This window comes from Streptomyces sp. CCM_MD2014 (genome assembly GCF_000772045.1).
In the GTDB taxonomy this organism is placed as follows: Bacteria; Actinomycetota; Actinomycetes; order Streptomycetales; family Streptomycetaceae; genus Streptomyces; species Streptomyces salinarius.
The window spans coordinates 6,155,462-6,180,743 of the sequence record NZ_CP009754.1; the positions used below are offsets into that span (position 1 = coordinate 6,155,462).

24 protein-coding genes, 1 tRNA gene and 1 pseudogene are annotated in these 25,282 nt (G+C 70.9%); 16 read left to right on the forward strand and 10 right to left on the reverse strand.

Annotated features, from left to right (window positions below; all coding sequences use genetic code 11):
- Window positions 1–15 precede the first annotated feature (15 nt).
- Window positions 16–699, reverse strand: coding sequence for a TetR family transcriptional regulator (locus NI25_RS27300; RefSeq protein WP_061444978.1), 684 nt, complete (start codon window positions 697–699; stop codon window positions 16–18).
- A gap of 115 nt (window positions 700–814) precedes the next feature.
- Between NI25_RS27300 and NI25_RS27305 the strand changes: the two genes are divergently transcribed.
- Window positions 815–2,425: an MFS transporter gene (locus NI25_RS27305; protein WP_061444979.1), complete on the forward strand. Its 1,611-nt coding sequence runs from the start codon at window positions 815–817 to the stop codon at window positions 2,423–2,425.
- Between the two features lie 214 nt (window positions 2,426–2,639).
- Window positions 2,640–2,780: pseudogene (locus NI25_RS40370) on the forward strand (small hydrophobic protein); the annotation flags it as partial.
- Between the two features lie 113 nt (window positions 2,781–2,893).
- Here the strand turns inward: NI25_RS40370 and aceE are convergent.
- A complete protein-coding gene (gene aceE / locus NI25_RS27310; RefSeq protein ID WP_061444980.1) occupies window positions 2,894–5,650 on the reverse strand; it encodes a pyruvate dehydrogenase (acetyl-transferring), homodimeric type in 2,757 nt (918 codons plus the stop codon).
- 436 nt (window positions 5,651–6,086) lie between these two features.
- Here aceE and NI25_RS27315 point away from each other — a divergent pair, with 436 nt between their 5' ends.
- The 6 genes from NI25_RS27315 to NI25_RS27340 all read left to right on the forward strand — a co-directional run bounded on the left by NI25_RS27315 (window position 6,087) and on the right by NI25_RS27340 (window position 10,697).
- On the forward strand, window positions 6,087–6,524 hold the full coding sequence (locus tag NI25_RS27315) for a DUF3052 domain-containing protein (RefSeq protein ID WP_061444981.1): 438 nt from the start codon (window positions 6,087–6,089) through the stop codon (window positions 6,522–6,524).
- A gap of 163 nt (window positions 6,525–6,687) precedes the next feature.
- A complete protein-coding gene (locus NI25_RS27320) occupies window positions 6,688–7,146 on the forward strand; it encodes a peroxiredoxin (protein ID WP_061444982.1) in 459 nt (152 codons plus the stop codon).
- A gap of 165 nt (window positions 7,147–7,311) precedes the next feature.
- Entirely contained in the window at window positions 7,312–7,887 is a 576-nt protein-coding gene (locus NI25_RS27325) for a calcium homeostasis/redox stress adaptation protein (RefSeq protein ID WP_061444983.1), read from the forward strand.
- A 153-nt stretch (window positions 7,888–8,040) separates the two neighbouring features.
- A complete protein-coding gene (locus NI25_RS27330; protein WP_003976437.1) occupies window positions 8,041–8,616 on the forward strand; it encodes a TerD family protein in 576 nt (191 codons plus the stop codon).
- 49 nt (window positions 8,617–8,665) lie between these two features.
- A complete protein-coding gene (locus NI25_RS27335) occupies window positions 8,666–9,808 on the forward strand; it encodes a DUF475 domain-containing protein (RefSeq protein ID WP_061444984.1) in 1,143 nt (380 codons plus the stop codon).
- A 151-nt stretch (window positions 9,809–9,959) separates the two neighbouring features.
- A complete protein-coding gene (locus NI25_RS27340) occupies window positions 9,960–10,697 on the forward strand; it encodes a TerD family protein (protein WP_061444985.1) in 738 nt (245 codons plus the stop codon).
- 53 nt (window positions 10,698–10,750) lie between these two features.
- Here NI25_RS27340 and NI25_RS27345 read toward each other — a convergent pair whose 3' ends face one another.
- Entirely contained in the window at window positions 10,751–11,737 is a 987-nt protein-coding gene (locus NI25_RS27345) for a TerD family protein (RefSeq protein WP_061444986.1), read from the reverse strand.
- A gap of 208 nt (window positions 11,738–11,945) precedes the next feature.
- Here NI25_RS27345 and NI25_RS27350 point away from each other — a divergent pair, with 208 nt between their 5' ends.
- From NI25_RS27350 to NI25_RS27360, 3 genes are all read left to right on the forward strand, one after another.
- Window positions 11,946–13,112 (forward strand): HpcH/HpaI aldolase/citrate lyase family protein, encoded by a 1,167-nt coding sequence (locus NI25_RS27350; protein ID WP_061444987.1) that lies wholly within the window; start codon window positions 11,946–11,948, stop codon window positions 13,110–13,112.
- Between the two features lie 131 nt (window positions 13,113–13,243).
- Window positions 13,244–15,817 carry a phosphoribosyltransferase gene (locus NI25_RS27355; protein ID WP_061447122.1) on the forward strand — a complete coding sequence of 858 codons (2,574 nt, stop codon included), beginning with the start codon at window positions 13,244–13,246 and terminating at the stop codon, window positions 15,815–15,817.
- The gene (locus NI25_RS27360) at window positions 15,817–16,629 is read left to right on the forward strand and encodes a hypothetical protein (RefSeq protein ID WP_061444988.1); all 813 of its coding nucleotides are present in this window, start codon (window positions 15,817–15,819) and stop codon (window positions 16,627–16,629) included. Before NI25_RS27355 ends, NI25_RS27360 begins: the two co-directional genes overlap by 1 nt.
- Here NI25_RS27360 and NI25_RS27365 read toward each other — a convergent pair.
- Complete coding sequence (locus NI25_RS27365) at window positions 16,547–17,386, reverse strand: DedA family protein (protein WP_199561037.1); 840 nt, start codon at window positions 17,384–17,386, stop codon at window positions 16,547–16,549. The two genes, NI25_RS27360 and NI25_RS27365, sit on opposite strands and share 83 nt — an antisense overlap.
- A gap of 132 nt (window positions 17,387–17,518) precedes the next feature.
- Here NI25_RS27365 and NI25_RS27370 point away from each other — a divergent pair, with 132 nt between their 5' ends.
- Complete coding sequence (locus NI25_RS27370; protein WP_199561038.1) at window positions 17,519–18,661, forward strand: sensor histidine kinase; 1,143 nt, start codon at window positions 17,519–17,521, stop codon at window positions 18,659–18,661.
- Window positions 18,652–19,296, forward strand: coding sequence for a response regulator transcription factor (locus tag NI25_RS27375; protein WP_061444990.1), 645 nt, complete (start codon window positions 18,652–18,654; stop codon window positions 19,294–19,296). The genes NI25_RS27370 and NI25_RS27375 overlap by 10 nt, the downstream gene beginning before the upstream one ends.
- Before the next feature lie 134 nt (window positions 19,297–19,430).
- Here the strand turns inward: NI25_RS27375 and NI25_RS27380 are convergent, their stop codons facing one another.
- The 3 genes from NI25_RS27380 to NI25_RS27390 all read right to left on the reverse strand — a co-directional run bounded on the left by NI25_RS27380 (window position 19,431) and on the right by NI25_RS27390 (window position 21,951).
- Window positions 19,431–19,652, reverse strand: coding sequence for an FmdB family zinc ribbon protein (locus NI25_RS27380; protein ID WP_061444991.1), 222 nt, complete (start codon window positions 19,650–19,652; stop codon window positions 19,431–19,433).
- A 53-nt stretch (window positions 19,653–19,705) separates the two neighbouring features.
- Entirely contained in the window at window positions 19,706–21,109 is a 1,404-nt protein-coding gene (locus NI25_RS27385; RefSeq protein ID WP_061444992.1) for a hypothetical protein, read from the reverse strand.
- A gap of 71 nt (window positions 21,110–21,180) precedes the next feature.
- Window positions 21,181–21,951: a DUF4097 family beta strand repeat-containing protein gene (locus tag NI25_RS27390; protein WP_061444993.1), complete on the reverse strand. Its 771-nt coding sequence runs from the start codon at window positions 21,949–21,951 to the stop codon at window positions 21,181–21,183.
- A gap of 227 nt (window positions 21,952–22,178) precedes the next feature.
- Between NI25_RS27390 and NI25_RS27395 the strand changes: the two genes are divergently transcribed.
- Window positions 22,179–22,253, forward strand: a tRNA-Val gene (locus NI25_RS27395).
- A gap of 129 nt (window positions 22,254–22,382) precedes the next feature.
- Here the strand turns inward: NI25_RS27395 and NI25_RS27400 are convergent.
- Window positions 22,383–22,739, reverse strand: coding sequence for a hypothetical protein (locus NI25_RS27400; RefSeq protein ID WP_061444994.1), 357 nt, complete (start codon window positions 22,737–22,739; stop codon window positions 22,383–22,385).
- Window positions 22,740–22,853: 114 nt separating this feature from the next.
- Here NI25_RS27400 and NI25_RS27405 point away from each other — a divergent pair, with 114 nt between their 5' ends.
- On the forward strand, window positions 22,854–23,387 hold the full coding sequence (locus NI25_RS27405) for a GNAT family N-acetyltransferase (RefSeq protein ID WP_228954824.1): 534 nt from the start codon (window positions 22,854–22,856) through the stop codon (window positions 23,385–23,387).
- A 4-nt stretch (window positions 23,388–23,391) separates the two neighbouring features.
- Window positions 23,392–23,625, forward strand: a complete 234-nt coding sequence (locus tag NI25_RS27410) for a DUF2277 domain-containing protein (protein ID WP_061444996.1) — start codon at window positions 23,392–23,394, stop codon at window positions 23,623–23,625.
- Between the two features lie 82 nt (window positions 23,626–23,707).
- Here NI25_RS27410 and NI25_RS27415 read toward each other — a convergent pair whose 3' ends face one another.
- Both NI25_RS27415 and NI25_RS27420 read right to left on the reverse strand, forming a co-directional pair.
- Window positions 23,708–24,382: a DedA family protein gene (locus NI25_RS27415; RefSeq protein ID WP_061444997.1), complete on the reverse strand. Its 675-nt coding sequence runs from the start codon at window positions 24,380–24,382 to the stop codon at window positions 23,708–23,710.
- A gap of 247 nt (window positions 24,383–24,629) precedes the next feature.
- The gene (locus tag NI25_RS27420; RefSeq protein ID WP_061444998.1) at window positions 24,630–25,091 is read right to left on the reverse strand and encodes a DoxX family protein; all 462 of its coding nucleotides are present in this window, start codon (window positions 25,089–25,091) and stop codon (window positions 24,630–24,632) included.
- Window positions 25,092–25,282 lie beyond the last annotated feature (191 nt).

Sequence of the window (25,282 nt, forward strand, 5' to 3'; positions counted from 1 at the left end):
ATCCAGTGACACGGATCACGTTTCGGCGCGGCGCCAGTTCCCGGCGAGTGCGGGTGTCACCTGGTCGAGGTAAGCGGCCGTCAGGTCCCGCAGGGCCGCGAGGCCGGCGTCGTCGCGCGCCGACCAGATCCGCTCGGTGACCCGCATCACGGCGCCGAAGACGGCCACGACCACGCGGGGGCGCGGGTCCCGGTCGATGTCCAGACCCTCGCGGCCGGCGATGACGCGGGCGATCTCCTCCTCGAGCTCCGTCGCACGGCGCAGATGGGCGGCGAGCAACGCGGGCGTCGACTCGATCACCCGGTAGAAGCGCATGTGCAGATCGAGCGGGACGAGCTGCTCGACGGCCTCGCCGATGGTGTTCCAGCTCTCCGCGAGGGCCAGTCGCAGCGCGTCCAGGGGTGCCTCCTCGGGCGGGCGCGCGTGCACGGCGTCGACGAAGCGGGACTCCGCGAGCCGTGACACGAAGAACGCCGCGTCCTCCTTGGAGGCGAAGTAGCGGAAGAAGGTGCGCTGGGAGACGTCGGCGGCCTCGGCGATGTCGTCGACGGTCGTCTCCTCGTAACCGTGCTCGGTGAACAGTTCGAGCGCGGAGCGCAGCAGCAGGTCACGGGTGCGCTGTTTCTTGAGTTCGCGCAGGCCAGGGCGGGAGGCCGCGAGTGCGGTCTCCGGCGGCGCCGACGTGCCGGCCACCTTCAAAAGTCGTCTCCTTCGTACGGTTTCCCCAGTTCAGGCTATATGGGGGATGTCTTGTCAGTTACTGACTCGTGAATTGGTTTGTCAACTGTCAGCGGCTGTCATTAGCCTCATCCGTATGACTAGTCAGACCACCATCGACAAGCCGGGACCGGGTGACGGCACCCCGGCGGGTTCGGCGCCCGCCAAGGGATGGCGCGGCCATCCCTGGGTCACTCTCGTCACCGTCGCGGTCGGGGTCATGATGGTGGCCCTGGACGGCACCATCGTGGCGATCGCCAACCCGGCCATCCAGGACGACCTGGACGCCAGCCTCGCGGACGTCCAGTGGATCACCAACGCCTACTTCCTGGCCCTCGCGGTCGCCCTGATCACCGCGGGCAAGCTCGGTGACCGCTTCGGCCACCGGCAGACCTTCCTCATCGGCGTGGCGGGCTTCGCGCTCTCCTCCGGCGCCATCGGGCTGTCCGGCAGCATCGCCGCGGTCATCGTCTTCCGCGTCTTCCAGGGCCTGTTCGGCGCGCTGTTGATGCCGGCCGCGCTCGGTCTGCTGCGGGCCACCTTCCCGGCCGAGAAGCTCAACATGGCCATCGGCATCTGGGGCATGGTCATCGGCGCCTCCACCGCGGGCGGCCCGATCCTCGGCGGCGTGCTGGTCGAGCACGTCAACTGGCAGTCCGTGTTCTTCATCAACGTGCCGGTGGGCGTCGTCGCCGTCGTGCTCGGCGTCATGATCCTGCTGGACCACCGGGCCGAGAACGCGCCGCGCTCCTTCGACGTCGTCGGCATCGTGCTGCTGTCGGCCTCGATGTTCGCCCTCGTCTGGGCGCTGATCAAGGCTCCCGAGTGGGGCTGGGGCTCAGGCGAGACCTGGCTGTACATCGGCGGGTCGGTGGTGGGCTTCGCCCTGTTCTCCGTCTGGGAGACCAAGGTGAAGGAGCCGCTGATCCCGCTGGCGATGTTCCGCTCGGTGCCGTTGTCGGCCGGTGTGGTCCTGATGGTCCTGATGGCCATCGCCTTCATGGGCGGCCTGTTCTTCGTCACCTTCTACCTGCAGAACGTCCACGGCATGAGCCCGGTCGACGCCGGCCTGCACCTGCTGCCGCTCACCGGCATGATGATCGTCGCCTCGCCGCTGGCCGGCGCGATGATCACCAAGGTCGGCCCGCGCATCCCGCTGGCCGGCGGCATGGTGTGCACCGCGGTCGCCATGTTCGGCATCTCGACGCTGGAGACGGACACCGGCAGCGGCCTCATGTCCCTCTGGTTCGCCCTCCTCGGCCTCGGCCTCGCGCCCGTCATGGTCGGCGCCACGGAGGTCATCGTCGGCAACGCGCCGATGGAGCTCTCGGGCGTGGCCGGAGGTCTCCAGCAGGCGGCGATGCAGATCGGCGGCAGCCTCGGGACGGCCGTGCTGGGCGCCGTGATGGCCTCCAAGGTCGACAACGACCTGGCCGGCAACTGGGCGGACGCGGGGCTCCCCGAGCTGACGCCGGAACAGGCGCACCAGGCCTCCGAGGCGGTCCGGGTCGGTGTCCCGCCGGTGCCGCCGGGCACCCCCGCCGAGGTCGCCGGGAAGATCACCGACGTCGCCCACGACACCTTCATCTCCGGCATGAGCCTGGCCTCGCTGGTCGCCGCCGGGGTCGCGGTCGTGGCCGTGTTCGTCGCCTTCCTCACCAAGCGCGGTGAGAACGCGGAGGCGGGCGCGGGCGTCGGCCACATCTGACCCCCGCCCTCCGGCTGCCCACTGCGGCCCTGTCACCCGGTTCGTCCATCAGGGTGACAGGGCCCGCGAACCCTCCCCCGGGCCGGGCGCCGCAGGTCACAGTGGGTCACGTCCTCCGCAGGGCACGGAGGGCGCGAGGCTGCGGCGCGCTGCCGGAGGGGGGCGGCGCGCAGGCAGCACGTTCGAAGGCGGCCCGAATCGCAGTGAAGCACGCATGACAGGCCGCACGGGGGTACCCGAACCTCACGAGAAGTTCAGGGAATTGTCGGTGGCGAGCTTCGGACGGGGATCGCGCAGGCACCCCCGCTCACGTGGCCGGACGTGGTCACGGACCGGGCCGGAGCGCGCGACGCTCACCGGGCCCGACCCGCCACCGGTCCCAGCCGCGACGCGGCATCACCCGTCGCCCGGGTGTTCCCACCCCCGCCCGTGACGGGCGGGGGTGAGCCGCGTCGGCCGCCGGCCGCCCTACGCGTCCCCGCCGGCCGCCCCCGGGTCCGCCGCCGTCACGTCGAGGAGCCGGTACCGGTCGATCGCCTGCTTCAGCACCGACCGGTCGACCTTGCCCTCCCGCGCCAGCTCGCTCAGCACGCCCACCACGACCGACTCGGCGTCGATGTGGAAGAACCGCCGCGCCGCCCCGCGCGTGTCCGCGAAGCCGAACCCGTCCGCGCCCAGCGACTGGTACGTCCCCGGCACCCACCGCGCGATCTGGTCCGGCACCGACCGCATCCAGTCGGACACCGCCACGAACGGACCCTGAGCGCCCGCCAGCTTCCGCGTCACGTACGGCACCTGCTGCTCCTCCTCGGGGTGCAGCAGGTTGTGCTCCTCGCAGGCCACCGCTTCGCGCCGCAGCTCGTTCCAGGACGTCGCCGACCAGACGTCGGCCCGCACGTTCCACTCCTCGGCGAGGATGCGCTGCGCCTCCACGGCCCACGGCACCGCGACGCCGGACGCCATGATCTGCGCCGGGATCGAGCCGCCCGTGCCCTCGCTGAAGCGGTAGAGGCCCTTGAGGATGCCCTCGACGTCCACGTTCTCGGGCTCGGCCGGGTGCCGGATGGGCTCGTTGTAGACGGTGAGGTAGTAGAAGACGTCCTCGCCGTGCGGATGCCGCTCGTCCCCGCCGTACATCCGGCGCAGCCCGTCCTTGACGATGTGCGCGATCTCGAAGCCGAAGGCGGGGTCGTACGCGACGCACGCCGGGTTCGTCGAGGCGAGCAGCTGCGAGTGCCCGTCCGCGTGCTGGAGGCCCTCGCCGGTCAGCGTCGTACGGCCCGCGGTCGCGCCCAGGACGAAACCGCGCGCCAACTGGTCGCCCATCTGCCAGAACTGGTCGCCGGTGCGCTGGAAGCCGAACATCGAGTAGAAGACGTACACCGGGATCAGCGGTTCGCCGTGCGTGGCGTACGCCGACCCGGCCGCGATCAGCGAGGCCGTGCAGCCGGCCTCGGAGATGCCGTCGTGGAGCATCTGCCCGTTCGGCGCCTCCTTGTAGGCGAGCAGCAGATCGCGGTCCACGGACTCGTACTGCTGGCCGAGCGGGTTGTAGATCTTCGCGCTCGGGAAGAACGAGTCCATGCCGAACGTGCGGTACTCGTCCGGCGCGATCAGCACGAACCGCTTGCCGATCTCCTTGTCCCGCATGAGATCCTTCAGCAGGCGCACAAAGGCCATCGTCGTCGCGATGGACTGCTGGCCCGACCCCTTCTTCACGGTCGCGTACGCCTTGTCGTCCGGCAGTGCGAGCGGCTTCGACCGCACGACCCGGGTCGGCACGTATCCGCCGCAGCCCAGGCGCCGGTCGTGCATGTACTGCATCTCCTCGGTGTCCCGGCCAGGGTGGTAGTACGGCGGCGGGCCGGACTCCAGCTCCTTGTCGGAGATCGGCAGGTGCAGCCGGTCGCGGAAGCGCTTGAGGTCGTCGACCGTCAGCTTCTTCATCTGGTGCGTGGCGTTGCGGCCCTCGAAGTTGGGGCCCAGCGTCCAGCCCTTGATCGTCTTGGCCAGGATGACCGTCGGCTGGCCCTTGTGCTCCAGCGCCGCCTTGTACGCCGCGTAGATCTTGCGGTGGTCGTGGCCGCCGCGGCCCAGGTGCAGGATCTGCTGGTCGGTCATGTTCTCGACCATCGCGCGCAGCCGGTGGTCGTCGCCGAAGAAGTGCTCGCGGATGTAGGCGCCGGACTCGGTGGCGTACGTCTGGAACTGGCCGTCCGGGGTGGTGTTCATGCGGTTGACCAGCACGCCGTCGCGGTCCTGGGCCAGCAGCGGGTCCCAGGTGCGGTCCCAGATCAGCTTGATCACGTTCCAGCCGGCGCCCCGGAAGATCGACTCCAGCTCCTGGATGATCTTGCCGTTGCCGCGCACCGGGCCGTCCAGGCGCTGGAGGTTGCAGTTGACCACGAAGGTCAGGTTGTCCAGGCCCTCACGGGCGGCGATGGACAACTGGCCCAGCGACTCCGGCTCGTCCATCTCGCCGTCGCCGAGGAAGGCCCACACGTGCGACTTCGAGGTGTCCGCGATTCCGCGCGCGTGCATGTAGCGGTTCATCCGTGCCTGGAAGATCGCGCCGATCGGACCGAGACCCATGGAGACCGTCGGGAACTCCCAGAAGTCCGGCATCGACCGCGGGTGCGGGTACGAGGACAGCATGTACGGCGCCTTGGACTTCTCCTGCCGGAAGCCGTCCAGGTGCTGTTCGGTCAGCCGGTCCAGCAGGTACGCGCGCGCGTAGATGCCCGGAGAGGCGTGCCCCTGGAAGAAGACCTGGTCGCCGCCGTCGCCCTCGTCCTTGCCCCGGAAGAAGTGGTTGAAGCCCACGTCGTACAGGGAGGCGGAGGAGGCGAAGGTCGCGATGTGGCCGCCGACGCCGATGCCGGGCCGCTGCGCGCGCGAGACCATCACCGCCGCGTTCCAGCGGGTGGCGTTGAGGATCTTGCGCTCGATCTCCTCGTTGCCGGGGAAGAACGGCTCGCTCTTGGTCGGGATGGTGTTGACGTAGTCCGTGCTGCGCATCTCGGGCACGGCCACGCGCTTCTCGCGGGCCCGCTCGATCAGCCGCAGCATCAGGTAACGGGCCCGCTCCCGGCCGCGTTCGTCGACTGCGGCGTCGAGGGAGTCGAGCCACTCCTGGGTTTCCTCGGGGTCGAAGTCAGGAACCTGACTCGGGAGGCCGCCAATGATGATCGGACTGCGATCACTGCGATCGGATGCGGAAGCCACGCTGTTCCTTCGCTGTCAGAGGGCCGTTTTTCCGGGTGACTTCCCGGGTGTCCTTCCCGGGCGCCGTTTCGCGTGCCATTTCGGGTGTCTGCGCCTGTTCCCCCGCTGGTTCCCCATCGTGTACCTCGCGGGAGCGATCGTCATCTGTACCGTGGGGTAACCGGTTCTCCCGTGAGGATCGGGGGCACGTTCATTCGAGTCTCGTACCCACACATGGTTCCCAAATACGCAAACGGGGCAGATAGGTGTGGTGTACGTCACCTTCGGGCTGGACGGCATGGCTGGGGTTGCGGCGACACGGCCGGGATCGTCACCGTTTCGGCGGTCCCAGACGCCGGGTACTTGCGCGATCCGCCCCGCCCGTGTGGACTACGGCCAAGCTTCGCGCACGCGCGAGGCCCAAGACATCTACCGAAACATGATCAGGAGGCAACCCGTGAGCGCGACCGCGGACCACGCGGAGGAGCGGACGAACCCTGCCGCCAGGCTGGGTTTCCAGCCCGGGCAGGTGGTCCAGGAGATCGGCTACGACGACGACGTCGACCAGGAGCTCCGCGAGGCCATTGAGAGCGCCGTCGAGGGCGAGCTGGTGGACGAGGACTACGAGGACGTGGCCGATGCCGTCGTGCTGTGGTTCCGTGACGACGACGGCGACCTGACGGATGCGCTGGTGGATGCCACCACGTACATCGAAGAGGGCGGGTCGATCCTCCTTCTCACGCCGAAGACCGGCCGTGACGGATACGTCGAGGCCAGTGACATCTCGGAGGCCTCCACGACCGCCGGACTGACGGCGTCCAAGAGCGTCAGCGTCGGCAAGGACTGGAGCGGCAGCCGGCTGGCGACGCCCAAGGCCGCCAAGTCCAAGCGGTAGCCGCGAGGCTCCGCGACGAGACGAACCGGACCGCGGACGGGCCGGCAGCGACCGCTGTCGGCCCGTCCGCGGGACCGCGACCGTCCCTGCGTAGGGTGTTCCCAGCGAATCACCCACGGAGATCTTCCTGCGGGGGTCTCTCGACGGAAGGGACGAACGGGACATGGCGATCCAGGTCGGCGACAAGGCCCCCGACTTCGAACTCAAGGACAACCACGGCGCGACCGTCCGGCTGTCCGAGTTCCGCGGCCGCAAGAACGTGGTGCTGCTCTTCTACCCCTTCGCCTTCACCGGTGTGTGCACGGGCGAGCTGTGCGAGGTCCGCGACAACCTGCCGCAGTTCTCCGACCGGGACACCCAGGTGCTCGCCGTCTCCAACGACTCCATCCACACCCTGCGGGTCTTCGCCGAGCAGGAGGGACTGGAGTACCCGCTGCTCTCCGACTTCTGGCCGCACGGCAACGTCTCGCGCGCCTACGGCGTCTTCGACGAGGACAAGGGCTGCGCCGTCCGCGGCACCTTCATCATCGACCAGGAGGGCGTCGTGCGCTGGACCGTGGTCAACGGCCTGCCGGACGCCCGGGACCTGAGCGAGTACGTGAAGGCGCTCGACAACCTGTGAGCGGCGCCCGGTGCCGACGCCGGGTGCCGGGCCCGCGTGCCGACACCACGTGATTTGTCGGCTCCGGGGACTGCGGGGGGCGGGAACCCGTCACTAGGATCGACTCGTTGATCCGATATCCACGCACTACGGGGCACCCCGCCCCTGGACACCAATGGAGGACTCGTGGGAGTCAGCCTCAGCAAGGGCGGCAACGTATCGCTGACCAAGGAGGCCCCCGGCCTGACCGCGGTCATCGTCGGTCTGGGGTGGGACATCCGCACCACGACCGGCACCGACTTCGACCTCGACGCCAGCGCGCTGCTGCTGAACAGCGCCGGCAAGGTCGCCAGCGACGCGCACTTCATCTTCTTCAACAACCTGAAGAGCCCGGACGGCTCGGTCGAGCACACCGGTGACAACCTCACCGGTGAGGGCGAGGGCGACGACGAGCAGATCAAGATCAACCTGGCCGGCGTTCCCGCCGACGTCGAGAAGATCGTCTTCCCGGTCTCGATCTACGACGCCGAGAACCGCCAGCAGTCCTTCGGCCAGGTCCGCAACGCGTTCATCCGCGTCGTCAACCAGGCGGGCGAGACCGAGATCGCCCGCTACGACCTGAGCGAGGACGCCTCCACGGAGACCGCCATGGTCTTCGGCGAGCTGTACCGGCACGGTGCGGAGTGGAAGTTCCGCGCCATCGGCCAGGGCTACGCCTCCGGGCTGCGCGGCATCGCGCAGGACTTCGGCGTGAACGTCTGAGTGACTGAGCGTCCGAGCGACTGAACGGCCGGGACGACGGCCTCGATCGTCCGGCGAGGCCACGGTCTCGACACGTCCGGCGCCGCACGGTTTACGTGCGGCGCCGGACGCGCAGGAAACCCAAGAATCATCACCCGGGGAGGGACCATCACCATGGGCGTCACGCTTGCCAAGGGCGGCAACGTCTCCCTGTCCAAGGCCGCACCGAACCTCACACAGGTACTGGTCGGGCTCGGCTGGGACGCGCGTTCCACCACCGGAGCACCCTTCGACCTCGACGCGAGCGCACTCGTGTGCAGCAGCGGCCGGGTGCTCGGCGACGAGTGGTTCGTCTTCTACAACCAGCTCAAGAGCCCCGACGGCTCGATCGAGCACACCGGGGACAACCTCACCGGCGAGGGCGACGGCGACGACGAGTCGCTGCTGGTCGACCTCTCCAAGGTCCCGGCCCACTGCGACAAGATCGTCTTCCCGGTCTCGATCCACATGGCCGACGAGCGCGGCCAGACCTTCGGCCAGGTCAGCAACGCCTTCATCCGGGTCGTCAACCAGGCCGACGGTCAGGAGCTGGCCCGCTACGACCTCAGCGAGGACGCCTCCACGGAGACCGCGATGATCTTCGGCGAGCTCTACCGCTACCAGGGCGAGTGGAAGTTCCGTGCAGTGGGGCAGGGGTACGCGTCGGGACTTCGCGGCATCGCTCTAGACTTCGGAGTCAACGTTTCGTAAAGCCGAGTACGGCGCGGGGGAGCCCCGTACACACACGATTGGGTAGCCAGTGCTTCTGAAAACCTTCGGCTGGTCGTTCGCGGTCACCGCGCTCGGCCTGGTCGCGGCGGTGTTCTACGGGGGGTGGACCGCCTTCGGCATCGTCGCGATCCTCTCCATCCTGGAGATCTCGCTGTCCTTCGACAACGCGGTGGTCAACGCCGGGATCCTGAAGAAGATGAATGCCTTCTGGCAGAAGATCTTCCTCACCATCGGCATCCTCATCGCCGTGTTCGGCATGCGCCTGGTGTTCCCGGTCGTGATCGTGGCGATCAGCGCCCAGCTCGGACCGATCGAGGCCGTCGACCTCGCGCTCACCGACAAGGACCGCTATCAGGAGCTGGTGACGGACGCCCATCCGTCGATCGCCGCCTTCGGTGGCATGTTCCTTCTGATGATCTTCCTCGACTTCATCTTCGAGGACCGGGACATCAAGTGGCTGGCCTGGCTGGAGCGTCCGCTGGCCAAGCTCGGCAAGGTCGACATGCTGTCGGTCTGCATCGCCCTGATCGTGCTGCTCGTCTCCGCGATCACCTTCGGCGCCCACGCCCACCAGCACGGCGGCGCCCATGCCGACAAGGCGGAGACGGTGCTGCTGGCGGGCATCGCGGGCCTGATCACTTACATGATCGTCGGTGGGCTCTCCGGCTACTTCGAGGACAAACTCGAAGAGGAGGAGGAACGCGAGCACGAGGCCGAGGAAGAGGCCGAGCGCACGGGCAAGCCCAAGTCGGCCGTCAAGCTGGCCGGCAAGGCCGCGTTCTTCATGTTCCTCTACCTCGAGGTCCTGGACGCGTCCTTCTCCTTCGACGGCGTGATCGGCGCCTTCGCCATCACCAACGACATCGTCCTGATGGCCCTCGGCCTCGGCATCGGCGCCATGTACGTCCGGTCGCTCACGGTCTACCTGGTCCGCCAGGGCACCCTCGACGACTACGTCTACCTGGAGCACGGCGCCCACTACGCCATCGGCGCCCTCTCGATCATCCTGCTGGTCACCATCCAGTACGAGATCCACGAGGTCATCACCGGCCTCGTCGGCGTCGCCCTCATCGCCTGGTCCTTCTGGTCCTCGGTGCGCCGCAACCGCGCACTGGCGGCGGCCGGAGGAGACGGCGACCAGGAGAAGGCGGAGGTCTCCTCCGGGGTGTGAAACCCCTGATTCCCGGGCCGGGGCGCGCCCCCGGTGCGCCCGTACCCCTGGTGTGAACCCGGCCCGGACGAGGAACGCTCTGAGCGGGGCGGCCGACGAGGACGACTCCTCGGGGCCGCCCCGTCGGCGGTGACGCGAAGGTGGGGCGGGAATGGGCTTCTTGGACGGGCTGTGGCGCGGTCGCGAGTCCGAGTTCGACTCGGGCAGCGCGGCGACCAACTCCATACAGCTGACCAAACGGCACAGCCAGGTCTCCCTGACCAAGCAGGGCGCGGCGACCGGCAACCTCCGCGTCAACCTCTCCTGGCGGATGCGGACCTCCGACATCTCGGGCGCCCAGCGGGAGAGCCTGCTGCGGCACCCCTTCAAGGCGCTCAAGCCCCCCGAGGTCGTCGGTCACAGCCAGAGCATGGTCAACGTCGACCTCGACCTCGGCTGCCTCTACGAACTCCAGGACGGAACCCGCGGGGTGGTGCAGCCGCTCGGCGGCTTCCTGGGCGACGTCAATGCCCCGCCCTACGTCAAACTCAGCGGCGACGACCGTTTCGGCTCCGCCTCCGGCGAGACGATCTACATCAACCTCGACCACAGGGACGCCATCAAGCGCCTGCTGCTCTTCGCCTACATCTACGACCAGACCCCGGCCTTCGACCGGACCCACGCCGTCGTCACGCTCTACCCGAGCAACGGGCCCCGCATCGAAATCGGCCTCGACGAACGCCACCCGCAGGCCCGGTCCTGCGCCGTGGTGATGATCGAGAACATCAAGGACGAGATCCTCGTCCGCCGTGAGGTGAAGTTCGTCTACGGCTTCCAGGGCGAACTGGACCGGCTCTACGGGTGGGGACTGCAATGGGGCCGGGGGCACAAGAGCAAGGCGGAGCACTGAGCCCGCGACCGGACCGCTGACGCCTCCCGGCCCGTGCCTCCCGGCCGGAACGTCTACCGGCCGATGAACTGCGGTCCCTGCGGGGGCAGCCGGAAGTCCGGGTCGGGCGCCCCGGTGACCGGCTGCGGATAGCCGTATCCGGACTGCGCTCCGGTGACTCCGGCCGTGGCGGGCGCCTGCGGATACCCGTACCCCGGGCGGCCGGCCGCCGCCGGGGGATATCCGTAGGAGGGCTGGGCCGCCGCGGGCTGCTGCGGATAGCCGTACGCCGGCTGTGCCGGTACAGCGGTGGGCTGCTCCGGCGGCAGGGGGCGAGAGGCTCCCGGGAGGGGCTGTACGGCCGTCGGCTGCTCCGGACCGACCACCGGCGGAGCGGACGCGGAGTGGGCGGGGGCGGGCTGGGGCGGCGTGGGCTGCTCGGGCGCGGACCGGGACGGGGCGGGGGCCGGCTGAACCGCTTCGGGCCGGGGGGCCGAGACGGGGTCGTCCGCCCCCTCCGACTCGTCCACCGAGATGCCGAAGTCGGTCGCCAGGCCCTTGAGCCCGTTGGAGTACCCCTCGCCCAGCGCCCGGAACTTCCAGACGTCCCCGCGCCGGTACAGCTCACCGCAGATCAGCGCCGTCTCCTGGCCCGTCTCCGGCTTGACGTCGAAGTGGGCCAGCGGCTCCGCGTCGGCGGCCGCCGCGTCGTACAGCAGGATGCGCAGCGAGGTGACCCGGTCGAAGGCCACGCCGTCCGCGGAGGCGACCAGCAGAATCCGGCCCACGGAGGGCTCGACACCGGAGAGGTCTGTCTGGATCGTGTCGGTCAGACCCTCGGCGACCCGCTTCTTGCCCAGCCGCCAGACCTGGCCGGAGGGATGCCGGGGCTGGTTGTAGAAGACGAAGTCCTCATCGGAACGCACACGGTCGTCCGGCCCCAGCAGCAGCGCGGAGGCGTCGACGTCGGGAACCCCCTGCCCGGGGGTCCAGCGCAGCACGGCGCGTACCGTGGTGGCTTGCAGCGGGACGTTCGACCCCTTCAGCATCGCGTGCGTCATGCCGTCATCCTGCCCTCTCGGTCCTGGTCACGACAACGCGGGGGCGGGTACTCGGCCCGTGTCCACGCGCCCCGGGTCGCCGTCGCCGACATGGCCGGGTTACCTGGAATTCATGCCCGGTGGGAACCTCCGACACGGATACGTACGTACTATTACCGGCCACCTTTCGTCGATTCACAGGTTGCCCAGACACCACGGGGGAGTTTAAATGCGTCATTTCGGACAGATAGCCCCTGATGTGCGGAAGCGTCTCTTTCATCAGGAGCCCTGCTCCTTCACCGCGGACTCTCCGGCCCGGGTGCTCTCCGCCGCGCTGGGCGCCACGCTCTACAGCCCGGCCACCCGGCCGAACCTCGCCGACGACATCCTGAAGCAGGGTGCGCGCGGACTGGTGTCGATGGTGCTGTGCCTGGAGGACTCGATCGACGACGCCGACGTACCCGTAGGGGAGTCGAACCTCGTCCGTCAGCTCACGGACCTGGCGGAACGGCCGGACACCGACGTCCCCCTGCTCTTCATCCGGGTCCGCACCCCCGAGCAGATACCGGACCTCGTGCGGCGCCTGGGCCCCGCCGTGCGGCTGCTGTCCGGATTCGTGCTGCCGAAGTTCACCGAGGAACGCGGCATGCCCTTCCTGGAAGCACTCTCCGCCGCCGAGGCCGCCAGTGGCCGCAGGCTCTTCGCCATGCCCGTGCTCGAGTCCCCCGACCTGCTGTACCGGGAGTCCCGGGTGCAGACACTGGAGGGGATCTTCCGCGCGGTCGACAAGTTCCGGGACCGCGTGCTGGCGCTGCGGCTCGGCGTGACCGATTTCTGCTCCTCCTACGGGCTGCGCAGAGGCCCCGACATGACGGCCTACGACGTCCAGATCGTCGCGTCCGTGATCGCCGACGTGGTCAACATGCTCGCCCGCGCCGACGGCACCGGATTCACGGTGACCGGGCCCGTGTGGGAGTACTTCCGGGTCCAGGAGCGCATGTTCAAACCGCAGCTGCGGCAGAGCCCCTTCCTCGAGGGGCAGGCCGTCGAACTGCGCCAGAAGCTCATCGAGCACTCCATGGACGGCCTGCTGCGCGAGATCTCCCTGGACCGGGCCAACGGCCTGCTGGGCAAGACCTGCATCCACCCCTCGCACGTACTCCCCGTGCACGCGCTGTCCGTGGTCAGCCACGAGGAGTTCAGTGACGCCCAGGACATCCTGCGGCCCGAACGATGCGGCGGAGGCGTGATGAGGTCGGCCTACACCAACAAGATGAACGAGGTGAAGCCCCACCGCGCCTGGGCGGAGCGGACCCTGCTGCGCGCCGAGGTCTTCGGGGTGGCGAACGAGGACATCGGCTTCGTGGAGCTGCTCGCCGCCGGCCTGTCCGACTGAACGCGAGGCGTCTGAACGCCGGGCGCCCGAAGGGCGAGTGAGCAGACGCGGTGCGACCGGACGCCGGACGCAAGGAATCCAAGACCGACGCCAGAGCCCATGGCGCGGCGGACAACGGGAGGCACGAGTACATGACCGACAGGGCGCACGCCGCGCACGCCGAGGAGGAGACCGGAGTCTGGTCCGGCAGCTGGGTCGCCGAGCGGCTCGGCGTCGAACTCGCCGGCGACGAGGCGCTGACCGGCCTGCTGGGGCTCGCCCTGCGCCGCAACCCCAAGCGGGCGCACCTGCTCGTCTCCAACGTGCTCGGCAAACACGTGCCGCAGTCGCCCTCCGTCGTGTACGGCCACGGCGTTGCCCTCGGCCGGCGCGTCCGCGAGCTGCTCGGCGCCGAGGCGGCCGAACGCGCGGTCGTCCTCGGCTACGCGGAGACCGCCACCGGACTCGGCCACTCCGTCGCCGACGGTCTGGGCCCCGCCCCGTACCTGCACTCCACCCGCCGTGCGGTCGCCGGAGTCGCCCGGGCGGGCGGCTTCGAGGAGTCCCACTCGCACGCGACCTCCCACCTCCTGCTGCCGCAGGACCCGGCGCTGCTGGCCGGGGACGGGCCGATGGTCCTCGTCGACGACGAGTTCTCCACCGGCAACACGGTGCTCAACACGATCCGCGCCCTGCACGAGCGCTATCCGCGCAAGCGGTACGTCGTGGTGGCCCTCGTCGACATGCGCTCGCCAGCCGACGCGGGTCGGCTGGACGACTTCGCCCGGGAGATCGGTGCCCGCGTCGACCTGGTGACCACCGCTTCCGGAACCGTCCGGCTGCCGCCGGGAGTACTGGAGAAGGGCCAGGAACTGGTCGCCCGGTACGAGTCGCCGGCCGCCGATCTGGCCGCGGCACCCACGACGGAAGCCACGACGAAAGCCGCGACGGAAGCCACGACGGAACCGGCCACGGAGACGGCCGGTGGAAGCACCGGCGCCGCCTCGCCCGGCTCCGTCGAGCGTGTCGATCTGCGCTGGCCCCACGACGTGCCCGACGGCGGGCGGCACGGGTTCACCGCCGCGGACCGGGACCGGCTGGAGAGTGCGCTGCCCGGCATGGCGGCACGGATCGCCGAGGCGCTGCCCGCCCGGGCCCGGCGCGTGCTCGTCCTCGGCTTCGAGGAACTCATGTACGCCCCCCTCCGCCTGGCCCAAGCGCTGGAGCAGGCCGTCGGCGGCGACGTCGACGTGCGCTACTCCACCACCACCCGCTCTCCCGTCCTCGCCGTCGACGACCCCGGCTACGCCATACGCACCCGCCTGGTCTTCCCCGCGCACGACGACCCGGCCGACGGCCCCGGCGAGCGCTACGCCTACAACGTCGCGGGCGCCGGCTTCGACGCCGTGATCGCCGTCGTCGACTCGGCCGCCGACACTCCCGCGCTGCACGCCCCGGACGGACTCGCCGCCCGGCTCGCCGCCCACGTCCCCCACGTCCTGCTCGCGGTCGTCCCGTCGTACGTCCCGCACACCTCGCACGCCCCGCAAGCGCCAGAAAGGCCCCCCATGCTGCCCGAGCCGCTGCGCGGCCCCGCATTCTCCTCGTACGCGCCCGACGAGGTCGGCTGGCTGCTCCAGGACCTCTCCGACGTGACCCTGGAGGCGCCGACCGAGGAGCGAGAGGAGGCGATCCAGAGCGGCGGCGCGCACTACGCCGAGTCGCTGCCCGTGGAGTACCAGCCCAGCGAGCAGTATCAGGAGCTGTTCCACGCGGCGCTGGAGTCGTCCGCCGCCCGGCTGGCCCGCGCCGTCGGCGCCGTCACCGAGGTCGTGCTCGCGGAGCGGTCGCCCCGCCCCGTCCTGGTCTCGCTCGCCCGGGCGGGCACACCCGTCGGTGTCCTGATGCGCCGTTGGGCGCAGTTCCGTCATGGTCTCGACCTCCCTCACTACGCGGTGTCCATCGTCCGGGGCCGGGGAATCGACGCCAACGCCCTGCGCTGGCTGGCCGGCCACCACGACCCCGCCGACGTCGTCTTCGTCGACGGCTGGACCGGCAAGGGCGCCATCACCCGCGAACTCGCCACCGCCCTGCGCGACTTCGAGGCCTCGGACGGTGTCACCGGCTTCAGCCCGGAGATCGCCGTACTGGCCGACCCCGGCTCCTGCGTACGCACCTACGGCACGCGTGACGACTTCCTCATCCCCTCCGCCTGCCTCAACTCCACCGTCTCCGGCCTGATATCCCGCACCGTGCTCCGCGCCGACCTGGTCGGCCCGCACGACTTCCACGGCGCGAAGTTCTACCGCGAACTCGCCGGCGCCGACCTGTCGCCGGCCTTCCTCGACGCCGTCTCCGCCCGCTTCCCCGACGTCACGGAATCGGTCGACGCCCACGCCAAGGACCTCCTCTCCGCCGATCGCACCCCCACCTGGGAGGGCTGGGCCGCCGTCGAGCGCATCAGCGAGGAGTACGGCATCCACGACGTGAACCTCGTCAAGCCCGGCGTCGGCGAGACCACGCGTGTCATGCTGCGCCGTGTCCCGTGGAAGGTGCTGGCCCGCGCCGGGGCCGGCGCCGACCTGGACCACGTCCGCCTGCTGGCCGAGCAGCGGGGCGTACCCGTGGAGGAGGTCGCCGACCTCCCCTACACCTGCGTCGGGCTGATCCACCCCCAGTACACGCGGGGCGCCACCGGCGCCGACGGCAAGGCGGTGACGCTCTGATGCCGGTGCTCGTCGCCAGCGACCTCGATCGCACGCTCATCTACTCCGCCGCCGCACTGGGACTGACCATGCCCGACCTGAGGGCGCCGCGCCTGCTGTGCGTGGAGGTCTACGAGAGCAGACCCCTCTCCTACATGACCGAGACGGCCGCTCAACTGCTGACCGACCTCGGCGACACGGCGGTCTTCGTGCCGACCACCACCCGGACCCGCAAGCAGTACCAGCGGATCAACCTTCCCGGCCCCGCCCCGAAGTACGCGATCTGTGCGAACGGCGGCCACCTGCTGGTGGACGGGGTCTCCGACCCCGGCTGGCACGCACAAGTGACCGCACGGCTGGCCGACGAATGCGCCTCGCTGGCCGAAGTCCGCGACCACCTCGCGAGCACGGCCGACCCGCTGTGGGTGCGCAAGCACCGGGTTGCCGAGGACCTCTTCGCCTACCTGGTGGTCGAACGCGATCTGCTGCCCCAGGACTGGGTGAAGGAACTCGCCGTGTGGGCCGAGAACCGCGGCTGGACCGTGTCCCTCCAAGGCCGCAAGATCTACGCCGTACCCAAGCCGCTCACCAAGAGCGCCGCCGTGCACGAGGTCGCCCGCCGCACCGGTGCCGACCTCACCCTCGCCGCCGGTGACTCGCTTCTCGACGCCGACCTCCTCCTCGCCGCCGACCGCGGCTGGCGCCCGGGCCACGGCGAACTGGCCGACTCCGGGTGGACGGCTCCGACGATCAGCGCCTTGCCCGAGCGCGGTGTCCTGGCCGGTGAGCGGATCCTCCGGGAGTTCCTGCGCGCGTCGAGCCGGGCTCGCTGAACCCGCCTTCCGGGCCCCCGGCTCCCTCGGCACCGTCCCCGGTGCCGGGGCGGCCGTCGTCGTCGGCCGGCGGCCGTATGTCCTGCCGCCCGTCGCCACCGCGGCCCCGCCTGCGGTGGCCGGCACCCGGCCGCAGCACACGCATGCCGACGAAGACCAGCAGCGCCAGGGCGGCCACGGCGAGGATCACCTTCGAGTAGGTGGAGGCTATCCCCGAGACCTCCGACCAGTTGTCCCCCAGCGCGTATCCGGCGAGGACGAACACGGTGTTCCAGATCGCGCTGCCCAGAGTCGTCAGGGCGAGGAAGACGGGCAGCCGCATCCGCTCGACACCCGCGGGGACGGAGATCAGGCTGCGGAAGATGGGGATCATCCGGCCGAAGAACACGGCCTTCGTCCCGTGCTTGAGGAACCAAGCCTCCGTCTTCTCTATGTCGGACACCTTCACCAGCGGCAGCTTCCCCGCTATCGCCACCGTGCGGTCCCGGCCGAGCAGGGCACCGATCCCGTACAGGGCGAGCGCGCCGATCACCGAACCCGCCGTCGTCCACAGCAGGACGGCGATCAGGTTCATCCGGCCGGAGCTCGCGGCGAACCCGGCGAGCGGCAGGATCACCTCGCTCGGCAGCGGAGGAAAGAGATTCTCCAGAGCGATGGCGAGGCCGGCACCCGGCGCGCCGAGGGCGTCCATGAGGTCGTTGATCCACTGCGGGGCCGCGCCGCTGTCCACGGCCGGCTGCGCTGCGATGGCTGTCATGACGTCCACGCTAGAAAATCGCGGCTGAAGGGACCCTGAGGAAGACCGCAGGATCGAATGCGGTGTACCGCAGGCGGGAATTGCGGTTTTCCGCAGTGTGCGCCACTGCCGCGCCCGACTAGCCTCGCGATCATGCGAGACATGGCGCGACGTGTAGTGCGGTGCGGGGCGGGCCTCATCTTGGGGACCGCCACGGCCGCCGTCGAGCTGCTCTTCACCTTGCTGGCCGGTGTGGCCCTGCTGCCGGTGGCGGCCTGGCCGGACGGGCGCCGTGCGGCACTGCGGCCGATCCTCGCGGGCGCGCGGCTCCTGGCGGAGATGGAGCGCGGCCGGCTGCGGATGTGGCTCGACCTCCGCGTCACGCCCGCGTACGACGACGTGCGGGCGCTGCGGTACGTCGCCTGCCACTGGGCCCTGGGCGTGCTGGGCGGGGTCGTGATGCTGACGGCCGCCATCGGTCTGGCGTACGGCACCTTCGGGGTGTACGGCTGGTTTCTGCTGGACGGCATACGCGATCCCGGTTCGCTGGTCCTGGGCAGTCTGGGCGGCTGCTTCCTCGTGTTCCTCACCGTGCAGGGAATATTCGGTGTCGTGGGACTGGAGGGGCAGCTGGCGCGGCACTTCCTCGGCCCTCGCCATCAGGAGGAGCTGGAGCGGCGGATCGCCGAGCTGTCCGCCAGCCGCGCCGCGGTGGTGGACGCGGTGAACGACGAACGGCGCCGTATCGAGCGCGACCTGCACGACGGCGTGCAGCAGCGCCTCGTCGCCCTCGGCATGCTCCTCGGCCGGGCCCGCCGCAGTCCGGACGCCGACCACCGGGACCGGCTCCTGGGCCAGGCCCACGACGAGAGCCGCCGTGCCCTGGACGAACTGCGCGAGGTGGCGTGGCGGATCTACCCGACCACGCTGGACGAGGCGGGGCTGCGGGCGGCCCTGGAAACGGTCGCCGAGCGGGCTTCCGTGCCGGTGGGAGTGGCATACGAGCTCACCGAGGAGCCCGAGCAGGCCGTCGCGACCGTCGCGTACTTCGTGGTCTGCGAGGCGGTCACGAACGCGGTCAAGCACGCGGCGCCGACCCGCATAAGCGTCGCCGTCAGAGCGGAGGAGAAACGGATGTACGTGACTGTGCGGGACGACGGCTGCGGCGGGGCGAACGCCGCGGGCAGCGGCCTGTTCGGCCTCGCCCGGCGCGTCGCCGCCCTCGACGGCAGCCTCAGCGTGGTCAGCCCGCCGGGAGGGCCGACCCTCGTGGCCGCGGAGCTGCCATGCGTCTGATGCTCGCCGAGGACTCGACCTTGCTGAGGGAGGGGCTGGTGCGGCTGCTGGCGGAGGAGGGCCACGAGGTCCTCGCGGCCGTGGGCAACGCCGAACTGCTGCTCAAGGCGGTCGCCGAGGACCCGCCGGACGTGGTCGTCGCCGATGTCCGCATGCCGCCCACGCACACGGACGAGGGCCTGCGCGCGGCCCTGGAGATACGCGAGCGGTGGCCGCAGGTCGGAGTGCTGGTGCTCTCGCAGTACGTCGAGAAGCGGTACGCGACCGAATTGCTCACCGGGGACACGGAGGGAGTCGGTTACCTGCTCAAGGACCGTGTGGTCCAGGTCGACGAGTTCCTCGACGCGCTGGAGCGGGTCGCAGCCGGGCGGGCCGCGTTCGACCCGGAGGTCGTCCGTCAGCTGCTCGGCCGCACGACGCACACCGACCTGCTCGCCCGGCTCACCGTACGGGAGCGGGACGTGCTCGCCGAGATGGCGCAGGGCCACACCAACGCGGCGATCGCACGGCGGCTGCACATCTCGCAGAGCGCCGTGGAGAAGCACACCAACGCGATCTTCGACAAGCTGGAGCTGACGGGAGGTGAGGGCTATTCACGCAGGGTGCTGGCGGTGCTGCGCTACCTGGGAAGCTGAGCCGGCGGACCCTGACGAGCCCGGAAGGCACTGACGGGCCGAGCGAGGCCGACGAGAGCCGACGAGAGCCGACGAGAGCCGGAGGGAGCCGAGGGAGGCCGGCGGCAGCCGGAAGGAGTCGAGGAGAGCTGGCCTCAGCCGCAGCATCCCCCACCGCAGCAGCCTCCGCCGCCGCCACCCGACGAGGTCGCCGGCGCGGACGCGGAAGCCGAGCCGCCGACCGCGACCGTGGACAGCAGCTTCACCGTGTCGTCGTGACCCGCCGGGCAGGCGGCGGGGGCGGAGGACTCGGCCATGGGGCGGCTCAGTTCGAAGGTGTCGCCGCAGCTCCGGCAGCGGTACTCGTAGCGAGGCATGCGCACAGGTTAACCGGCAGGGTCGGCCCGTGGCCCCCAGTGGTCCGAGGCGGTCAGTGACCGGCCCCGCGCTCCTCGCGGATCTGGGCGACCACCCGGGCCACCGTCTGCCGGACCGCTTCCGTCTCCGTCAGGAAGTGCCAGTAGTCGGGGTGCCGGCCCTCCAGCGTGGTGGTCGCCCGCTCCAGCCGGGCCACGGCGTCGTCCAGGGGGCGCGCGTGACGGGGCTCGGGGGTGTTGCGACCGGCCATGGCCAGGCGCTGGGCGTCGCGGATGGCGAAGCGGGTGCGCTCGATCTCCTGCTGCGGGTCCTTCTGCACGGCGTTCAACTGCCGCAGCCGGTCGCCCGCCGCCGAGACGGCCTCGTCGGTCGAGTTCAGCAGCGCTCGTACCGTCGACAGCAGGGCGGTGGCGTCGGGCCAGCGCTGTTCGTCGCGGGCGGTCCGGGCCTCGGACAGTTTCCGCTCGGCCTGCCGGACCGATTCGGTGGCCTGCTCCGGCACGTGCTGGAGGTCCTGCCAGCAGGCGGCGGTGAAGCGGCGCCGCAGCTCGCTGAGCACCGGTTCGACCTGCTCGGTCCGGGTGGTCAGGGCCTGGGCGCGGGTGCGCAGGGAGACCAGGCGGTGGTCGATCTCGGCGGCGCGCTCGGGCAGGCGTTCCGCCTCGGCGCGGACCGCCTCGGCCTCCCGGGTGACGCGTTCGGCCCGCTCGAGCGTCTGGGGCACTCCGTGCTGTCCCGCGCCCTGGTTCAGACGGGTCAGCTCCGGGCCGAGGGTGGCGAGACGGGTGGCGAGGTCGTCCGCCTTCAGGCCGGATCCGCGCGCGGCGTCCAGGGCGTCGGAGGCGGCGAGCAGGGCCTGCCGGGCGCGCTCCACGGCGGGTGCCAGCCGGGCCAACTGCGTCTCCGCCTTGCCGAGGAGGGGGCCGAGGCCCTCGGCGAAGCGGTCCAGTTCCTGCTTGACCCGGCCCAGCTCGGTCTTGGCGGCGGTCAGTTCGGTGCGGGCGCGGGAGGCGGCCGACGCCTCCAGGTCGTCCCGGTCCAGGTCGTGGGCGTCGACGGCGCTGATGTACTGGTGGCTGACCTCGTCGATGCGCCGGCCGAGGGCCTCGAAGTCGGTGACCGCCCGGCGGGCGGCGGGGGAGGAGTCGACGGCCGCGATCGTCTCTATCGAGATCCGCAGGTCCCGCTGGGCGGTGTCCAGCTCGTAGAAGGCGGCGGCCGCGTCGTCCTTCGCGGTCTGGGCCTCCGCCCGCTGGTTCTCGGCCCGCCCGCCGAACCACCGCCGGGTGCCGCCCCCGGCGAACGCGGCGGGCAGCACGAGGACGGCGAGCAGGGGCAGGCCCATCAGGGTGACCGCGTCACGGACCACGCCGGGTGCTCGGCGGCGGGAGCGGCGCGGCAGGCGCTGGGCGCGCACCACCATCGGCGAGTACGGCTGCGATGGCGTCGCCGTCACATCACTCTCCCGTGTCGTCCGTCCTGCCCGGGTTCATTCTCCCACCCGTTGAGGACGAACACACGGGCCGGTCAGTTCGCGGTTCGGACGGTGATTTTGCCGTCACCGGACCGGGCGTCGACCACGTGCGCGCTGGCGTCGTCGGTGGGCACGGACACGTCGACCGCGCCGTCTCCGGTGTCGGTGGACACCTTGTACGTGGCCCGGGGCAGCGAGATCGTCACGGAGCCGTCGCTCGTGCGGGACTCCACCTGGTCCGGGACGGTGCCGAGCTCCAGCCGGACCGAACCGTCGCCGGTGTGCGCCTTCACCTGCCGGGAGGTGACGGCGGCACGTACGGAACCGTCGTCGGTACGCAGCTCCAGCGGCCCGGAGGAGTCGGTGACGTGCACGGAGCCGTCGCCGGTACGGATGTTCAGCGCGTCCTCGAACCCGCTCGCCCGCACGCTGCCGTCCCCGTCCTTCACCTTCACGGCGACGCCGCGCGGCACCTCGATGCGGTGCTTGGCCGCACAGTCGGCGACCACGCCGGAGCAGTGCATGCGCAGCACCAGCCGGTCGCCGTCCATTTTCCAGGTCACCTCGGGGTCCGAACCGACGGCGACCGACCCGGAGAACCACCGGGTGACCTCGACCTCGCCGGACGCTTGGTCGTCCGAGGCGACGAGCTCCAGGGCGGAGTCGTCGGAGTCGACGGTGAGCGTACGGCCCGGGAGGGAGAACGACCGGTGCTCCGGGTCCTTGTCGTCCGAGGCGGACGCGCAGGCACTCAGGCCCGCGACGAGAACGGCGACGGCACCGGCGGCGGCGAACGCGCGGACGGGAACGGTACGGGCAGGCATGACGGTCTCCCCCTGGAACGGACGACGAGGCGCCGCGCCCGGGCCCCCGCGGCGGCGGACGCCCCCGCTCGGCGAGGCTCTTCGACCGTACGGAGCACGGGCCCCCGCCGGGATCCGGGCCGCTACCGGATCGGGGGTGGGGTTAACCCCCGGCCCCTCGGCAGGAGCGGCGTCCCAACGCGTTTGCCGGGCAGCGCCCCGGGCCATGTAGGCTGTCGACTCGTCCTGGGTGCGTAGCTCAGGGGTAGAGCGCCTGCCTTACAAGCAGGATGTCGGCGGTTCGAAACCGTCCGCGCCCACCAGGACCGGCGCCGTCGTCGGCGCGAAGGCCCCCGGATTTCTTCCGGGGGCCTTACGCGTGCGGTCGTCCCGTCTCGCTGGGGCGAGGCCGTGAGACGTGCCGGTCCGTGGCAAGTGCCGGGTGACGCCGCTCAGGCGGACCCGGGCGGGGTGGGCGGGAGCGGGGCCTCATGGGCGCGTTTCAGTTCCGACCGGGCGCGCACCTGGTCGGGGCCGGTTATCTCCGACCAGTAGCGATGGGTGCTGACGAACACGGCCAGCTCGCGCTCGCGCTGCCGGAGCTTCTCGACCTCCGCCTGTTCGTCCGCCGACCAGCCGGGCGAGGCCGGGCGCTCGACCTTGCGCCAGCCGGTGTCGTCGCTGAAACCCTCCAGCGGTTCGACGGACCAGGGAAGTCTCTTCAGCAGGGCCGACAACTCGGCCCGGACCTGATGCAGTTCCTCCTGACCGGCGAGGAGGTCACTGGGAAAATCATAGGTCGTAGCCACGTTCCAATGATACGCCTGTTCGATTTTGAGGCGCGCGTTCCCCTCGGTGGTTCACGCGAACGAGTGGCGCCACGGCCCGGGCCGACTGTCAGACCCCTGCCCTACCGTGAAGACATGGACAGCCTGGACCAGCGGACCGAAGCGGGCGGGGAGCGGGTGAGCCTGGTCCCCTGGGCGGAGGGGGACCTGTGGCTGCTGCGCAGGCTCAACAGCCCGGAGATGACCGAGCACCTGGGCGGCCCGGAGAGCGAGGAACGGCTCCTGGTCCGGCACGGGCGGTACGTGGAGCCGGCGTCGGGGCGGATGTACCGGGTGACCCTGGCGGACGGCGGCGAGACCGTCGGCTCCGTCGGGTACTGGCAGCGGACCTGGCGGGACACCGGGATCTGGGAGACCGGATGGGGCGTGCTGCCGGAGTTCCAGGGCCGGGGGCTGGCCGTGCTGGCGGCCCGTGCCGTACGGGAGGCGGCTCGCGCGGCCGGGTCCCACCGGTATCTGCACGCGTTCCCGAGCGTCGGCCACGCCGCCTCCAACGCGGTCTGCCGAGCGGCCGGGTTCACGCTGCTCGGGCAGGTCGACTTCGAGTATCCGAAGGGCCACTGGATCAGGTCGAACGACTGGCGCGTGGACCTGGAGAGGGAGGACTGACGTCATGTGCCGCAGCATCAAGACCCTGCGCCCGCCCGCGCTGGCCGAGGAGGCCACCGAGGACGAGATCAGGGCCGCAGCCCTTCAGTATGTCCGCAAAGTCTCCGGGTTCCGCGCGCCGGCCGCGCACAACCAGGAGGTCTTCGACCGCGCCGTCGAGGCCGTCGCCGAGGCCACGGCCGAGCTGCTGGACGGCCTGGAGATACGGGGAGGCGGCGGCGCGCGACGGGCCTCCTGACGCCGCTCGGCGCTGGCGCGCGCGGGGCCGTGCCGTTGCCGGAGACTCTGCCCGTGCCGGCGGCCTCTGCCGCGGTGTGTCCCTAGGAGGCCTGGGTCGCGCGGGGCTGGCGGCGCATCAGGTACGCCGCGCCCGCCCCCGCCCCGAAGAGCGCCACCAGCGACACTCCCGTCGCCAGCCAGGTCGCGCCCAGCCACTGGCCGCCGAAGTAGCCGAGGGCGACGCTGTAGGCGGCCCAGGCCAGCCCGGCGAGGGCCGACCAGGGGAGGAACTCGCGGATCCGGCGATGGGCCGCGCCGGCGACGAGTGAGACGACGGAGCGGCCGGCCGGGGCGAAGCGAGCCAGGACGACGAGGGCACCGCCGCCGCGGGCGAGCGCGCCGCCGAGACGTTCCTGCGCGGTGGTCAGCCGCCGGGAACGGGCGATCGCGCGGTCCAGCCGTGCCCCGCCGCGCCAGGCGAGGCGGTAAACGGCCAGGTCGCCGACGACGGAGGCGGTCGCCGCGCAGAGCGTCAGGACGAGGATGTCGGGTACGTCCTGCGGAACCCGTCCGGCGGCCGCCGCGCCCGAACCGGCGGCCGCAGCCGTCGCCGCAGTGATCACCAGGACCCCGCTCGGCAGCACCGGCAGGAAGATGTCGAGGAGCACCGAGACTGCCACCAGCGCGTAGATCCATGGGCTGCTGACCAGCGACCCGATGCTTCCCAGACTGTCGACCACCACTACTCCCCGATACTCCCCCGTGGGCCGGGCCATGCCGCGAGACGCGGGGACGGCAGGAGCGGCCAATGACAGCCATACAGCGTACGCCCGGGGTGTGACAGAGGGTTCACAGGGGGCTTGTGTGTTCAGCGCGGGACATTCACACCGACGTCACCCGCGCCCCCTCCGCCGGCCGCACGCGCCGCAGCGGTGCCTCCGCGTCCGGGAGGCACCGCTGCCGTGCGTGCGGGGTGGCACCGCTGCTGTGCGTGTGGAGAAGGGGAGCGCCGTGGCGGTCCGGTCAGGCCGCGACCGGCGTCTGCCGCTCCGGGGTGGCCTCGTCCCGCTCGGAGGAGCGCCGGGCGAGGAGACGGTCCAGACCGAGGGCGCCGGAGCCGGTGAAGGCGAGCAGCAGGAAGGCCCAGCAGAACATGGCGGGGGCCTCGCCGCCGTTCTCCAGCGGCCACAGGGCGCCGGGCTGGTGCACCTTGAAGTACGCGTAGGCCATCGAGCCGGAGCAGATGACCGCCGCCGGGCGGGTGCCGAGGCCCAGCAGGACGAGGCCACCGCCGACGAGCTGGATCACGGCCGCGTACCAGCCGGGCCAGGTGCCCGCGTCGATGGTGCCGCCCGATCCCGCGGCGCCGCCGAGGACGCCGAACAGGGACGCGGCGCCGTGGCAGGCGAAGAGCAGGCTGACGACTATGCGGAACAAGCCGAGCACGTAGGGCTGGGCGCTGGCGCTTTCGAGGCGTCGGGGCATGGGGGGTTTGCTCCTCCGGACGGCCGGCCGGGGGGTGTGGCCGGTGGGGGACGGAACCGAATGGGCTGCCCACGTTAGGTGTGCCTAATGAGTACTTGCAAGTTCAACATTTAGCCATAACTTAACGCGCGGTCACCGGCGTCTCACTGCGGCCGGACCAGGTGGGAGCGCTCCCACGATCGAACCGCGGC